Annotated in this window: 13 protein-coding genes; 6 read left to right on the top strand and 7 right to left on the bottom strand. The window is 46.4% G+C overall.

All coding sequences use genetic code 11. From position 1 onward, the window contains the following. Positions 1-12: 12 nt before the first annotated feature. Together B9Y77_RS07150 and B9Y77_RS07155 are read right to left on the bottom strand one after the other, a co-directional pair. Positions 13-819 carry a PD-(D/E)XK nuclease family protein gene (locus B9Y77_RS07150; RefSeq protein WP_085491003.1) on the bottom strand — a complete coding sequence of 269 codons (807 nt, stop codon included), beginning with the start codon at positions 817-819 and terminating at the stop codon, positions 13-15. Then, positions 820-3450, bottom strand: coding sequence for a UvrD-helicase domain-containing protein (locus B9Y77_RS07155; RefSeq protein WP_085491004.1), 2631 nt, complete (start codon positions 3448-3450; stop codon positions 820-822). A 288-nt stretch (positions 3451-3738) separates the two neighbouring features. Between B9Y77_RS07155 and B9Y77_RS07160 the strand changes: the two genes are divergently transcribed. The 3 genes from B9Y77_RS07160 to B9Y77_RS07170 all read left to right on the top strand — a co-directional run bounded on the left by B9Y77_RS07160 (position 3739) and on the right by B9Y77_RS07170 (position 7642). Further along, positions 3739-3933, top strand: a complete 195-nt coding sequence (locus B9Y77_RS07160) for a hypothetical protein (protein ID WP_085491005.1) — start codon at positions 3739-3741, stop codon at positions 3931-3933. Between the two features lie 182 nt (positions 3934-4115). Continuing rightward, on the top strand, positions 4116-6590 hold the full coding sequence (locus B9Y77_RS07165; RefSeq protein ID WP_073423442.1) for a glycogen/starch/alpha-glucan phosphorylase: 2475 nt from the start codon (positions 4116-4118) through the stop codon (positions 6588-6590). 116 nt (positions 6591-6706) lie between these two features. Then, on the top strand, positions 6707-7642 hold the full coding sequence (locus tag B9Y77_RS07170; protein ID WP_085491006.1) for an N-acetylmuramoyl-L-alanine amidase: 936 nt from the start codon (positions 6707-6709) through the stop codon (positions 7640-7642). Between the two features lie 51 nt (positions 7643-7693). Here B9Y77_RS07170 and B9Y77_RS07175 read toward each other — a convergent pair whose 3' ends face one another. Both B9Y77_RS07175 and B9Y77_RS07180 read right to left on the bottom strand, forming a co-directional pair. Then, positions 7694-8623 carry a Gfo/Idh/MocA family protein gene (locus tag B9Y77_RS07175; RefSeq protein WP_085491007.1) on the bottom strand — a complete coding sequence of 310 codons (930 nt, stop codon included), beginning with the start codon at positions 8621-8623 and terminating at the stop codon, positions 7694-7696. 7 nt (positions 8624-8630) lie between these two features. Next, positions 8631-9500, bottom strand: coding sequence for a sensor domain-containing diguanylate cyclase (locus B9Y77_RS07180; protein ID WP_085491008.1), 870 nt, complete (start codon positions 9498-9500; stop codon positions 8631-8633). A 144-nt stretch (positions 9501-9644) separates the two neighbouring features. Here B9Y77_RS07180 and ybaK point away from each other — a divergent pair, with 144 nt between their 5' ends. Both ybaK and B9Y77_RS07190 read left to right on the top strand, forming a co-directional pair. Further along, positions 9645-10148 carry a Cys-tRNA(Pro) deacylase gene (gene ybaK, locus B9Y77_RS07185; RefSeq protein WP_085491009.1) on the top strand — a complete coding sequence of 168 codons (504 nt, stop codon included), beginning with the start codon at positions 9645-9647 and terminating at the stop codon, positions 10146-10148. Positions 10149-10172: 24 nt separating this feature from the next. Beyond that, positions 10173-11180 (top strand): glycoside hydrolase family 16 protein, encoded by a 1008-nt coding sequence (locus tag B9Y77_RS07190; RefSeq protein WP_085491010.1) that lies wholly within the window; start codon positions 10173-10175, stop codon positions 11178-11180. Here the strand turns inward: B9Y77_RS07190 and B9Y77_RS07195 are convergent. Further along, positions 11170-11850, bottom strand: coding sequence for a 4'-phosphopantetheinyl transferase family protein (locus B9Y77_RS07195; RefSeq protein WP_254899953.1), 681 nt, complete (start codon positions 11848-11850; stop codon positions 11170-11172). The two genes, B9Y77_RS07190 and B9Y77_RS07195, sit on opposite strands and share 11 nt — an antisense overlap. Positions 11851-11935: 85 nt before the next feature. Here B9Y77_RS07195 and rd point away from each other — a divergent pair, with 85 nt between their 5' ends. Beyond that, a complete protein-coding gene (gene rd / locus B9Y77_RS07200; RefSeq protein ID WP_073423447.1) occupies positions 11936-12097 on the top strand; it encodes a rubredoxin in 162 nt (53 codons plus the stop codon). A 53-nt stretch (positions 12098-12150) separates the two neighbouring features. Here the strand turns inward: rd and B9Y77_RS07205 are convergent, their stop codons facing one another. Together B9Y77_RS07205 and thrS are read right to left on the bottom strand one after the other, a co-directional pair. Continuing rightward, the gene (locus B9Y77_RS07205) at positions 12151-13296 is read right to left on the bottom strand and encodes a GGDEF domain-containing protein (protein ID WP_085491011.1); all 1146 of its coding nucleotides are present in this window, start codon (positions 13294-13296) and stop codon (positions 12151-12153) included. Between the two features lie 121 nt (positions 13297-13417). Then, positions 13418-15355: a threonine--tRNA ligase gene (thrS, locus tag B9Y77_RS07210; protein ID WP_085491012.1), complete on the bottom strand. Its 1938-nt coding sequence runs from the start codon at positions 15353-15355 to the stop codon at positions 13418-13420. Positions 15356-15390 lie beyond the last annotated feature (35 nt).

A 15390-nucleotide genomic window follows, 5' to 3' on the forward strand; every position in this document is an offset into this window, starting at 1 on the left:
TGGTAATCCTCTCTAATTTTCGTTTAAATTTCCTTCAATAAATTCGTCGTTTTCTTCGGCAGAATTCGTCATGTACTTGAGCATGTTGTTTTTTGTCGCACTGCGAGTTTTTTTCATGTATCCCACAAACGAAGAACAGGAATAGCGAACATCGCAGTTATGGCAAACATGCGTTGCAAAGTTGAACTTCATTCCCGGCATTTTTGTTTCAAGTCGAGAAACTTCAGGTGGCTTAAATTCCGAATTTTCAATATGTTCTACGGTGTTGCCGAAATTTTCAATCATATCAGCAACTTCGTCTTCGTCATATCCAAAAGGAATAACCGGTTGCCATTTATCAAATTCTTTTTGAAGCCTATCTTCGTTTCCTTCTTCAAGTGCTCTTTTTAAGGTAGTTGGAAGTGGTGTTGCAATAACAGCAGTGTTGTCAAGTTTATTTTTCTGTAGCCCCTTCCAAATATGAGCGTATATATTCAGCTGTTCCTTGTATTTTTGAGGCTCAGCCTTGATGCGTTCAGGTTCATGAGTTTTCAAATCATAAAGCCATGTTTGTTCACCTTCGCGCACAATATCCACAATTCCTTCAATTGTATAAGGAATTTTATCCTTGGGCGTTTTCTGTTCAGGAAGAGACAACTTTACTTCAGCTCGTGTAATCTGCTCTATGATTTTCTTATTCTTGCGGTAATAGCAGAGAACTTGCTTGAACGCAAGTTCCTTCATATAATCATTAATGGTATGTCCTGCATTTTCGCGTAAAAAACGGAAATTGTCTTCAAACATTTCACGAAGTTTTTTCTCAAATTCAGACTGATTCATTTAGCGTCCCTCCATCACAAAATTCTGAAGATCTTCTACAGTTTGGTGAACTAAAGAACCAAAGAACATTGTTTGGCTACGGCTTGGCACAAAGCCATATTTGTGGAACACCATATAATTGCGAGGACAATTATTATAGGGCAAGTAATCTGCTGTATAGGTATAGACATGTGGAAGTCTGTCCGATGCATCTTCTGATTCCGGGAATGTATTGACCTCAAACTTCTGACATGATTCAAACTTACAGTCCTCAACCAATGTTTTAAATGGACTATAGGTCGCTTGTCCTTGGCCTCTAAATTGCGGAAGAATCAGTAAATTTTTCGCACGCGACAACGCAACATAGAACATGCGCATAGTATCGTAGGCATCCATCGAATCTAGAGGTTCGCACACCGTCGGCAATATGCCTAGATGCTCTTGCATATTGCGAACAACGACATCTAAAGTTCTCGGAGGCCTCGTATTGTGCGAAAGCGAACCTAAAATAACTACAGGGAATTCCAAGCCCTTAGATTGGTGGACAGTCAAGAACGGCACACACCCCTTTGGGAACGGATCGTCAGCATCTTCGTATTCCGTTTCGTTCAGGCGGAATAGCGAATACATATACGAGCCAAAGAAAACCTTGCGGATGATATCGCCATCAAATGTTGAACCCGAAAGAATTGGGTTCGTCGTTTCTTGATATTGGGCAATGTATTTTGTTATCATTCCAAGATTATAGAGACCCGAATCTTCACCACCATTTTCTGCAAGCTCATATTTCTGTGAAAAATACTCAAAGCTGTTGAGTTTATAGAACAAGTCAAGCAGAGTCCAGTCCATAGCGGTTGCACGAGAAAGAGCGTATGAAACATGTAACGGTTTGCCGTCTTTTCCTCGACGCGTTGTAAATGCAAGCAAATTTTTGCTCATCAGCACCCTTCGAACGGAATCTTCAATCTTAGGAATTTGAGCAAACTTTTTGAGCAATGTTACTGTCAATTCTGAATCTGTAGCAATTCCATTTTTTTCGCAGAATTCTTTAAGACTCCTATAGTTTTCTTTACTTGATTTAATTGCATTTTGGGTATCTTCAATAAAGCTCTTTAAAGACTTGTCGTGACCTATGATTTTTTCTGCAGCTTCAAGAGCTGCTTTGTTCCAATTTGAGTAATCCTTCATCCCGCCATAAGCACAATCAGCTGATGTGTACTTGAATATTTTTGCAAAAAGGCCGAACGTAATTAGAGATTCTTCCGTGTACAAGAAGTTTTTAGCACGTGGAGCATAATACTTGATACCAGCCTCGTCTAAAGCATCTGCAAAGGCCTGAACTTTGGGAGCCATTTGACCACTAGCGTTGCCACGAATGGTAGGGAACAAAAAAGCACACTGATTGTAATCTTTGATTTTGCCTGTTTCCTTCAATTTTTTGATAAGGGCAACAACATTTCCGGCGACGATTTTTTTGTCGCCAGACTCAAAAACAACAGATGTCTGAAAGTCTGTGCTGTGAGCTGTGATATTTTTGTTTTGAATTCTGAAAAATTCGTTGTGCTTGGTGGGATTTTTCCATGAAACAAGATCAATAAACTTGGTGTAAGTATCAACAATCTGTTTACGAGAACGATAGTTGATATTCAAGTCTATTCGCGTTGGCCTTACGCCTATTGCCTTAGCGCAAATATTTTCAAAATCAACTAAGTTTTCTACGGTCGCTCCACGGAATCGGTACAAAGCTTGGTCATCATCACCAACAACACAAATGTTCTTCGTTCCTTCCGCAAGTTTTAGGTAAATTTTCTGCTGAATCGTATTTGTATCTTGATATTCATCAACGATTACATGCTTGAACACCGAGCCCGCCTCATTCTTATGACAGATGTACTCGTAAGCCCGCTGTTGTAATGTTGAAAAATCTACTCGGTCTACACCATCTTCTTTAAGGCTTTGCCGATAAAGAGAAGTCATCTTGAAAAGTTTAGACAGAGTCTTGTCCCCAAGGTCCAAAGCAAATTCTTGGTCACTAAAATTCTCTTCACTCATGCGATTGAAGAAAGAAATGCAGTTGGTGATAGCATCGGTACGAGAAGCCGAATTATTCTTACGCGAATCAAACCACCCATTTATTTCCTTGTATGAATCAGTGTTTTTTTCAGCTTCAAAGCCAGATTCTAGGAGTAATTTATTAAAATGGTCACGCACAAAAAGAAACTGTCCAAAATCGTCCATAATGAGCGGGCGACGACTGCGTAAACCATGTTCTTTGAAACGTCGGTCTGTTAAAAGTTTTTGACACAGAGAATGCAATGTTCCCACATACATTTCTGCAATGTCGTAAGGTTTATGCGTATATAAACTCGCTATGGAAAGCAGTCCCTGCAAGCCCTGCTTTAACTGCAAGGCTGCCTTTTCGGTGAATGTAGCGAGGAAAATTTCATCTGGCGACACATTTTCAAAAACAATCAGGTTTACACAACGCCAAAGCAAAACACGTGTTTTACCAGAACCAGGTCCCGCAGTCAATAAAAGTGGGCCCCTGGTATTTTCGATAGCCATTTTTTGATTGTCATTCGGTTTAAACCCTTTTTTTAAGAAAAGGGAATCCAAAGAAACACCACTACACTCTGATGAGTGAGCCGTCATATACAAAACCTCATTTAATACGATATCCCCTAAAATCTCTCGAGGTCTATTACAGAACGCATCGAAACAGAGACTAAAGCAAATACCCAATAAAAACGAACGCTTTTGAATTCCTTGACAAGCTCAGAAAACAGAAGCTATGTTACCTTGTAAAATAGCTCTTTTTTTACAAACAGGAATAAAAAAATGCTTTTTTGCATCATTTATAGTCGCTTAATCATCCGATACACAGTCAAAAAGCAATTTGCATATTTTGCAAATTCCTAAAAATCTATTTTTCGCCTAGCTATGACTTTCAAAATAAGAAACATCCCCATTCTCACAGGTCTTGTTGCAGAATCATTTATTCAAAATGCAGAAGAACGCGAGAAACACCCTCGCCATCAAAAGCTCAAGGTATCATTTGCCCAAATTGACGAAATGGAAGCACGCAAGCACTCTTATTTAAAAGAGCATAACGGGAAAAATCCGTTTAGTGTTTGAACCTGTGAAAAAATTGCACAGGTTCAAAGCTCCACAGCACATACTCCCATAGATAGCCCACATCATTTACATATCCTGAAAAGGCTTACAACTGTGGTTTACAGAATTAACGTATTGCAAATCTCGTAAAAATTTCTAAACTTTCCATGGATTGAATAAACAATACCAGGCAGGTTAGATTTATGGCTAAAACTACCAAGAATGCAAGTGACATTACCGTGCTCGGTACCGATGCGGAAGCCTTCCGCAAGGCATTTACCGACCACATCCACCACACGCTCGCCCGCAGCAAATACACGGTGACGGACCACGAAAAGTTCCTCGCTGTGGCTTACGCCGTGCGTGACCGTCTTGTTGACCGTTGGATCAAGACGCAGAACACCTATTACGAAAAAGACGTCAAGCGCGTCTATTACCTCTCTCTCGAATTTTTGATTGGCCGTACGCTCGGCAACTCCGTGTTGAACCTCGACGTCGAAAGCGCCGTGACGGAAGCTCTTGACGAAATCGGCATGACGCTCGAAGAACTCCGCGAACAGGAAGTGGACGCAGGTCTCGGCAACGGCGGTCTTGGCCGTTTGGCAGCTTGCTTCCTCGACTCCATGGCAACGCTCGAACTCCCGGCAACCGGTATGGGCATCCGTTACGAATACGGCATGTTCAGCCAGAAGATTGTGAATGGCGAACAGGAAGAACAGCCGGATAACTGGCTGCGCCTCCCGAACCCGTGGGAAATCGCCCGCCCGGCTAACGCTATCAAGGTGCCGTTCTACGGCTACGTGGTCAGCTGGATGGACGAAAACGGTCGCCTCCGCAACCGTTGGGAAACGAAGGACTACGTGATGGCCCTCCCGTACGATACGCCGATCCCGGGTTACAAGAACAACACTGTGAACAACCTCCGCCTCTGGAGCGCCAAGTCCGCTGACGACTTCGGTCTTAGCTACTTCAACAACGGCGACTACATCGCCGCTGTGCAGGACATGGAACTTTCCGAAACGATTTCCAAGGTCTTGTACCCGAACGACGCTTCCATGAACGGTAAGGAACTCCGCCTCAAGCAACAGTACTTCCTCTGCTCGGCCTCCCTGCAGGACATCATCAAGCGCTTCAAGAAGCTTCACAACAACGACTGGAAGCTCTTCCCGGAAAAGGTCGCCATCCAGTTGAACGATACGCACCCGGCAATTTCTATCGCCGAAATGATGCGCATCCTCCTCGACATTGAAAACCTCGAATGGGACGAAGCTTGGGACATCGTGACGCACACGTTCGCTTATACGAACCACACGCTCATGCCGGAAGCTCTTGAAAAGTGGCCGGTCAGCTTGTTCGAAAAGCTCTTGCCGCGTCACCTCCAGATCATTTACGAAATCAACGCTCGTTTCCTCCGCATGGTCTCCATGAAGTGGCCTGGCGACAACGCTCGTCTCGCTCGCATGAGCCTTATCGAAGAAGGCGGCTGCAAGATGGTCCGCATGGCATACCTCTCCATCGTGGGTTCGTTTGCTGTGAACGGCGTGGCAGCTCTCCACTCCGACCTTTTGAAGACGACGCTCTTCAAGGACTTCTACGAACTGTGGCCTGAAAAGTTCAACAACAAGACGAACGGCGTGACGCCGCGTCGTTGGGTCCGCAAGGCTAACCCGGCTATGTCCGAACTCATCACTTCTAAGATTGGCGAATCCTGGGTCAAGGATTTGGACGATTTGAAGAAGCTCGAAAAGTTCGCCAAGGACGCCGATTTCCAGAAGAAATTCATGGAAGTCAAGAAGCAGAACAAGGAACGCCTCGCCAAGTACCTCAAGGCAACGCAGAATGTCGATGTCGACACGAACACGTTCTTCGACGTGCAGGTCAAGCGTATTCACGAATACAAGCGCCAGCTCTTGAACATCCTCCATGCCATCCACCTTTACATCCAGGTGAAGGACGGCAAGGAAATCATGCCGCGCACCATCATGATCGGTGGTAAGTCCGCTCCGGGTTATTGGATGGCTAAGCAGATTATCCGTCTTGCTAACGCTGTGGCTTCTATCATCGACGCTGATCCAGATTGCAAGGGCAAGCTCAAGATGGTGTTCCTCGAGAACTACCGCGTGTCCTTCGCCGAAAAGATTATTCCGGCTGCAGACCTTTCCGAACAGATTTCTACCGCCGGTACCGAAGCTTCGGGTACGGGTAACATGAAGTTTGCTTTGAACGGCGCTCTCACGATTGGTACGCTCGACGGCGCTAACGTGGAAATGAAGGAAGAAGTCGGTGACGACAACATCTTCATCTTCGGTCTCACCGTTGAAGAAGTGACGGACCTCCTCGCTAAGGGTTACCGTCCGCGCGACTTCTACGAGCATGATGATGATCTCCGCCGCGTGATTGACCTCATCGCTTCTGGCTTCTTCAGCCCGGATCATCCGGAAACCTTCAAGCACATTGCAGAAAAGCTCTTGTCGCATGACCCGTACATGCTCTGTGCAGACTTCCGCAGCTATGTGGATATGCAGAAGAAGGTTGCCGATGCTTACCAGGACAAGAAGCACTGGGCAGAAATGGCAATCCTCAACGTCGCTCGCATGGGCAAGTTCAGCTCCGACCGTACCATCAAGCAGTACGCCGAAGAAATCTGGAATGCCAAGCCGTGCAGCATTAAGCTGTAATAAGCATCCAAATCAGGATATAAGAGAGTCCGCGATGAAAGTCGCGGACTTTTTTTGTTCTTAAAAATTTTATTCTAAAAAAGTATATATTTTATGTTAAAAAACCAGGAAAAAATATGACACCCACCGAGATCAAAAAAACAGAAGACGATTTTATATCAAAACTGACAGCGAACGGAGTCAAGTATACATTAAAAGAAACACTTGATATCGGAAACAACATAAAAATCTATTCCATCCGTCCGAGTTACGACACTTACTATTACAAAACCAAGACAACGAAGAAAAGCATCTGTCTGCACTTTACGGTTGGGCATATCAAATCTGACGTCAGTTCACTTTCGGCAAAGGACAACCACGTTTCCGTTTCTTACGTAGTCGATCGTTCCGGCAGAATCTACGAACTTTTCCCCGACACATACTGGAGTTATCACCTTGGCGCCAATGCCGTTGGCAAAAACGAGGTCATGTCAAAGCAATCCATCGGCATCGAAATCAGTAACTACGGTCCTTTGAAGTTATCTGGCGAAAATCTGATGGACGCTTACAACAAAGTCTATTGCAAGTTGTCCGAAACCGAATACTATTACAAGCACAATTACAGGGGATACGACTACTATGCCACTATGACGGACATCCAGACCGAAGCGGTCGCTGCCCTAGTCAAGTACCTCGGACGAAAGCACAACATTCCGATGAACTTCAAGAGCAATGACGAGCCTTTTGCAAGCGCCACAGAAGCAGTTTCTTTCAACGGAGTCTTCTACCACACCAACGTGAGAAAAGACAAATTCGACTGGCCGTTCGGCCCGGCATTGAAGGCTGTTATTGCAACATGCAACAACGAATTGCCGAACAAAGTCGAAAGCAAGCCCGATGCAACCAAGACGGCTTCCGTCAATGCAGACTCCAAGCCCGTACAAAAATCCGAGCCCAAGCCACCCACCAAACCTGTATATACAACAAGCCAAGCAAGCACACCAGTAAAATCCAAGCCCGTCTTCCAATCGATTATAGACAGCATCTCAGGTCTATTCCGTAAAAAGAGATAGCCTACTGCATTTTTACAGTTTGAAAAATCTGCGGCAATCGTCGCAGATTTTTTATACAGTCTTGATTGTTGCAAGTTTAACGGCGTTTGCGGCGCTTTGCGCTGCTCGCCTACCCCATTCAGAACAGGCGCCCACCATCAGCTTCAGAAAGAATTTGTGTTCATTCTCAAGCGAATCCGAGATGTGGATAACTTCGCCATTCTCATTATGCGGTGCAAGACTCACCGAGTAATCGCAAGCCGGGCCACCATCGCCCCCGAACTCCACAGAAATTGTCCGCACATCGATATCGCTATTGCGGTCTACAATAAAGTCGAGTTCAGCCCCAGCAAGCGCACCTTTTATAATGCTTATTTGCATTTGCGCACGGTCTTCGTTTTTCGAAATCGTGAACTTTTCCACTTTCAAATCTTCATAGCGGAACATCGAAAGGCAAAGGCTCAAGTCATGCACCAGCAAATCGAGCGCCACGTTCACATCGCGGCAACGCGCAGAATACTTGTGTTCGCGACGGAATTCCAAACGGAACGACGAATTCGCACATTCACTCATGCGCGCGGTTTTTCCAGCGGCACCAAGTTCAGCCATAAAATGTTTGCGGAAATTCAAGAAAACCGAATTAAAACATTCCGACTGCGCCACAAATAAAATCACATTATTGCGGATAGCCAAATCCACCAATTCTTGCGCTTGCGCACCAAGCGTTGCAAGCGGTTTTTCTACAAATACGGAGATTCCACGTTTCAAACAAAGCTTTGCATACTCGTAATGCGTTGTTGCCGGAGATGCAATCACGGCAAAATCAACCTTATCTTTAGAAACAAATTCATCGACGAGCGAAGCGCGCACATTTCCTACGCTATCTAAATCTTCTAAATCAAAAATTTTTAAAAACTGTATGTCGGAATACTCAAAAAACTTGCGATGGCGTTCGCCCATGGTGCCATTGCCAAACAGCACCGCCTTGTAATCTCTTCTCATGGAATTTCTACTCTTTCGGTTCAGAGTACTTTGTACTCTTTTCCATGTACATTCGCTTATCCGCAATTTCCATAGCCTGCATAAAGCTGAGCGATGGCGACGGAATTTCGCAAGAACCCAAAGAAACGCAAATCGGCTTGCCCTTCAAAAGCAACGCACGCGAAACTTCATTCATGTTATCGATATATTTTTTGCATTCATCTTGCGTCGTATTCGGGAGCACAAGGAAGAACTCGTCACCACCCACGCGAAACATCATTGCTTTTTCCGGGAGCACCACGCGGAACAGCGATGCCGTCAGGCGAATCAGTTCATCGCCGATAGCATGTCCGTACGTATCGTTCGTTTTCTTTAAACCATCGCAGTCCGCAGAAATCACGCACATCGGGCACATCTCTGGCTTTACAGGACTCGAAACCCACTCTTCGAAATAATTACGGTTGTACAAGCCCGTGAGCATGTCGGTGTGGGCATACTTTTCGAGTTTCTTTTCGAGCAAGACTTTTTCGGTCACGTTGTTGATAAGACCGACAATACCAATAATATTGCCATCGTCATCGCGAACCGGATTCTTGATGAGTTCCAAAAATTCAGTCACGCCATCCTGATTGATTTCAATGACGTACTGCGTTCCCTTGCCTGTACGGAGAATTTCGCGATCCTGTTCCATCGCGAGTTTTGCATTTTCCTTATCCTTGCGGATTTCCAGGTCGGTCTTGCCGGCAATATCCCACGAAGGATCCTCGGCACCTTGAAGGTGGCGCCAGTAATGCGTCGAAAAAACGTAGCGGCATTCGGTGTCCTTGAAGAAAATATTCGACGGAATCTCTTTCAAGATTTTCTTGAACAAGTCATAGTCAATCTTCATTACGTCCATAGAATACTCCTTCTCCACCAAAGCACCATACAACTACACTTTTTTAATTTAGCTTTCACTTACAACTATTGCAACCGGTACCCTCAAAGATTTATATTTGAAATTGGAATATTCAAGGGGTTTAAACCCGCTTTTGAGGAATTTATGGACATCAAAAAGACTAATGCCGCCCGCATTTTGGACAGGCAGAAGATTCAATACGAACTAATCCCATACAAGGTTGATGAAAACGACCTTGGCGCACAGCACGTGGCCGACAGCCTGGGCGAAGATATCAACCAGGTTTTCAAGACGATTCTCGTGCATGGAGACAAGATTGGTTACCTTATTTGCGTTGTTCCTGGCAATCTCGAAGTGGACTTGAAGGGCGCCGCCAAAGTAAGTGGCAACAAGAAAATCGACACCGTCCCGCTCAAGGATTTGACTCCGCTGACGGGTTACATTCGTGGCGGTTGCAGCCCGCTCGGACTCAAGAAGAACTACCCCATTTTCATTCACGAGACTGCGATGCAGTTCCCGTACATTTACGTGAGCGCAGGCGAACGCGGTTTGCAGTTGAAAGTGGCGCCAGCAGACTTGGTCAAGGCAACGCGAGCCACAATTGGCGTGATTGCACGTGTCCACCCAGAAGATCCAGACGCAAAGTAATTAGAAAAGTAAGGGGTTGGTTTTATGGTTTATAAATTTGTTGTAATGGGATGTGCCGCCTCAATCGCCTATTTAGCCGCATGTTCCGATGATGCGTCACCCAGTTTCGCGGAACCCGCAGAAAGTTCCGCGGCATCCTCCTCGTCCGTCATTCTGAGTGGCGATAGCCGCGATGATTCGGCTGGCTCATCAACCAAATCCAGTGACTATAGGAATTCCTCAAGCAGCGCGGCAGGTCAATCTTCGAGCAGTTCCGAAACGGTTTCCTCAAGCAACTCAGAAACAACTTCTTCGAGCAGCGCAGAGCCCGCCGCACAATACCTCTGGCATGATGAATTTGACGGCGAGACAATTGACACAAGCAAATGGACTTTCGAAATCGGAACGGGCGCAAGCGGCTGGGGCAACAACGAATGGGAATATTACACAAGCCGTAAAGAGAACGCCTACATCAAGGACGGCGTCTTGCACATCCGCGCCCAGAAAGAAGACTACGAAGGTCAAAAGTACACTTCCGCCCGCATGCTTACCAAGGGCAAATTTGCGTTCAAGTACGGCACGGTAGAAGCGCGCATTGCACTCCCGACCGGCAAGGGAATCTGGCCTGCATTTTGGATGCTCGGAGAGAATTTCGACACTGTCGGATGGCCCGCCTGCGGCGAAATTGACATCATCGAAGCGGTCAATATAGAAAACAAAATCTACGGCACAAACCATTGGGCGAACGGCGCCGAATACGCGACCTACGGCAATAACACCGGCGATTACCGCAATCAGAAATTTGAACTCGACATTACACAGTTCCACACGTACAAATTCACGTGGGACGAGAAATACATTCGCATGTTCGTCGATGACTTCATGTACCACGAGATTCTAATTGAAGGCAACGAAGGCGATACCGAGGAATTCCACAAGCCATTCTTCTTCTTGCTGAACGTCGCCGTGGCAGGCAACTGGCCTGGTTTTGAAGTAGACGATTCGCAGTTCCCGAACGAAATGCTCGTCGATTACATTAGAGTTAGCAAGTAAATTTCACTTGCTTTATTTCGGACGGTGCAATAAAGCCATCGTTCTTGATGCAATAAGCATAGCGGTAGCCGTCGTGCAAGTTGATTTCTCGGAATGAATATTCCGGGCGCTTGCCGTCATGAAATAGCGTCACATTCTCGAGTTCGTCCATGTGCAGCGCAAACATGTCCGGCATAAGCGACAGGCCTCGGCCCGTCACTTTCATATAACATTCCTTGAGCGTCCACAATCTGTAAAATGCCTCGGACTGCGCCTCAAGCGTTTCGAAATGCTTGATCCATGCGGATTCTTCGGGCTTGAAAAATCGCTCAGCAAGTCTGCCACGATCGCCCTTGATGATTTCCACATCGCAGCCAACCTCGAATGGAGAAATCACGCACATCACGCGTTCGCCCGAATGCGACAAGTTAAAATGCACTTCCGGGAAATCCAGCAAATACGGCTTGCCATTTTCGCCATACGCAATATGATTGTCCGCGCCTTCAAACCCAGCATCGCGACATGCCATCTGGAGCAAAAGTCCAACGCCAAGTGATTGCATTTTCCCTTTAGGGAACTTAAACGACATTGCCTTTTTTTGGCGATATTCGGGAACCTGCCCCAAAAAACGCTCAAAAACAGGCGTTTCTTTCAACGCAGAAATATCGGCAATATATACTCGGGTCGTCACAAACACAAAAAAAATATAAAAATCTGACTTTCTACCATTTATTTATATAGTTTAAAAAGAGCACAATTAAGCAAGGAGAAATTTTATGGCAAAATACAAATGCGAAGCCTGTGGCTATATCTACGACCCCGCTGTAGGCGATCCGGACAACGGCATTGCGCCGGGTACAGCTTTTGAAGACCTTCCGGATGATTGGACCTGCCCCATTTGCGGGGTCGGCAAGGATATGTTCGTCAAGGAAGAATAAAATTATCGCCAGGAGCAATACGCATCCTGGCATTTTTCTAAGCAATTTTATCGTCAACGTCTACGTCGGTCGTGTCCCGTGGATTCGTAATACGATTTTTTGTCTTCGTACATGCGGGCGTCAATAATTTCCATAATTTCATCAACGCTATTTTTCCGCATGTTGAAAATACCGAGCCCAATTGATGCAGACAACTTATACTTCTTTTTATTTTTGCTATTAAATTTATTCAAGTTTTCCTTAATCTGAATCCGGCATTCATCACATTCATTTTCGCGATCCGTATTCAAGACAACCACAAATTCATCGCCCGCATAACGGATAACAGTTCCCCGTGCGCCAATCGTTTCGTTCAAGACATCGGCCATCGAGACCAAGGCATCATCACCTTCTGAATGACCAAAGTTATCATTAATCCCCTTGAATCCATTCATATCAATCATCATTATTGCAAGTTTCGGGCGCACCATCAGTTCGCGCGAAATTCGGTCCAAATAGTAACGATTGAACAGGCCTGTAAGTTTATCCAGAAAAATATTTTCATTTTGCAAGGCAAGAACCATACTCGTAAAGCCGACCGCAATCCCTACCCAGATGGTTGAAATACCATAGAAATAATATTGCAGACAAACACAAACAAATATTGGCCACATAAAGTGGATCACGGGGAAAAAGCGGGAACCGCCACTGCGCGCTTTTGCAATCAAGTAAACAAGAACACCATCCGCGATGAACACCGCCTCCCAAAAATTCACAAGAGCAAACAACGGACCTCGCGAGTATTGATTGTTTTCACTGATATCAAATACAAGCGGGTCATAGAAATTGTAAATCAGCAAAACTAAAATAATTGAGACAACAGTTGTCAGGAACACCCTTTGTGGTTTCGAGAGTCTCCCGTTTAAATGCTGCGAGACAATCATCACCCAAAGCGGCCCGATAAATAAATCCGCAAGAAACAGAACAAAATTGGAAATGTAACTTACGATCCTTAAACCATCACCAGTATGGCCATCCACTGTAAAAGTAAGCGCATCCACAATACAAGCAGTCACGATGAGAACCATAATTGCAAACAAAATCCTATTTTCATTGTTTTTGTTTTGCAACTTCCAGGAACTGCTCAGCACAATGCCGAGAATCAGGAAGATCCCCAGCATATCCGAAATGTAGACTTGAGAGAGACAAACTTCGTGCATTGGACACCCCACCAGACAGCTATAAAAAACTTACAATATTTTTGGCGAGATAGTATTGCAATAAACAAAAAACGCAGGTTCACGAGGAACCTGCGCTTAAATATTTGCGAGAGTCAAGCGATTAGCGGACGACTTTTCTGTCGTCTGCGGTCATGTCGATGAATGCCTTGACACTCATCTGGCCCTTGTCGCCGTCCTTACGCTTACGGACAGAAACAAGACCTTCTGCAGCTTCCTTTTCGCCTACAATGAGGAGGTACGGAACCTTCTGGAGTTCGCACTGGCGGATCTTGTAACCCAACTTTTCGTTGGATTCGTCGATTTCAGTACGTACGCCGGCAGCCACGAGTTCGTCCTGCACCTTCTTGGCGTAATCCACGAACTTTTCAGAAATCGGGAGCACGCGGGCCTGAACCGGAGCGAGCCACAGCGGGAAGTCGCCCATAAATTCTTCGATAAGAATACCGAGGAAGCGTTCGATGGAACCGACGGCTGCACGGTGGAGCATCACCGGAATGTGCTTCTGGTTGTCCTTGCCGACATATTCAGCACCGAGGCGCTGCGGCAAGTTGAAGTCCACCTGGATGGTACCGCACTGCCAATCACGTCCGAGGCTATCCTTGAGCGTGAATTCGAGCTTCGGGCCGTAGAAAGCACCTTCGCCCGGGTTCAGCACGTAGTCAAGACCAGCAAGCTTTGTTGCTTCGGCGAGAGCGGCTTCAGCCTTGTCCCAGATTTCGTCAGAACCCACGCGCTTTGCCGGGCGGGTAGAGAACTTCACCTTCACATCGTCGAATCCGAAGTCGTGGTAGATTTCCTTGACCAAGTGGCAGAAGTCAGCCACTTCGCTTGCAATCTGGTCTTCGGTGCAGAAAATATGAGCATCGTCCTGCACAAAGCCACGCACACGCATAAGGCCGTGCATCGTACCGGCAGGTTCGTAACGATGGCACTTACCGAATTCGGCAAGGCGCATCGGAAGGTCACGCCAGCTGCGGAGCTGAGAATTGAAAATCAAAATGTGGCACGGGCAGTTCATCGGCTTCACAGCCATTTCGACATCGCCAGCCATCGTCTTGAACATGTTTTCGTTGTACTTGTCAGCGTGTCCGGACTTGAGCCAAAGAACCTTGTTCACAATTTCCGGAGTGATCACTTCGAGGTAGCCGCGATGGTCGATCTTGCCACGGATGTAATCCTTGAGGGCGTTCACCATCTTGGTGCCCTTCGGGTGCCAGAACACCATGCCAGGAGAATGGTCTTCGATGTGGTAGAGGTCCATTTCCTTGCCGATCTTGCGGTGGTCGCGCTTGGCGGCTTCTTCGAGCAACTTCACGTAAGTTTCGAGACCTTCCTTGTCAGCAAAGCAGGTACCGTAAACACGAGTGAGCTGGTCGCTCTTCTGGTCGCCGTGCCAGTAAGCACCGGAAATCGAAAGCACCTTGAAAGCCTTAAGCTTGCCCGTAGAAGGCACGTGAGGACCGGCACAGAGGTCTTCCCAGTTCTTGCCCGGTTCGCCCGTTACATAAAAACTCAACTTGCCATCCGAACCTTCGCGAGCGAGGGCACGTTCAGCGTTATCGTGCTTGTACTTGTCGCCTTCCGTGCGAGCGAGGCCTTCTTCGGCGCTAACTTCGCAACGAGTGAACGGACGGTCTTCCTTGATGATTTCCTTCATCCGCTTTTCAATCTTCGGGAAGTCTTCTTCCTTGAGCGGAGTCGGTGTCATCAAATCGTAGTAGAAACCCTTGTCGATTGCCGGACCGTAAGCGAGCTTTGTGCCCGGGAACAAGTCGCAGATGGCTTCGGCGAGCACGTGGCTGCAGCTGTGACGGAGGAGCATCAATGCATCCGGATCGTCGTTGCTCGGGGTGATGATGCGGATGGAACCGCTTTCGGTGAGCGGACGGGTAAGGTCCAAAACCTTTTCGCCGAGTTTAACGCCAAGAGCCTTGCGTGCGAGGCCTTCAGAAATGCTCTTTGCAATTTCGAGGCCGGTGGTGCCCGATGCTACGGAACGTACGGAGCCATCGGGGAAGGTAAGTTCGATTTGAGACATAAATAATCCTTTTTTGTGGGCGGTTCTCGCCCGGT

Source organism: Fibrobacter sp. UWB13 (genome assembly GCF_900177805.1).
Taxonomy (GTDB): domain Bacteria; phylum Fibrobacterota; class Fibrobacteria; order Fibrobacterales; family Fibrobacteraceae; genus Fibrobacter.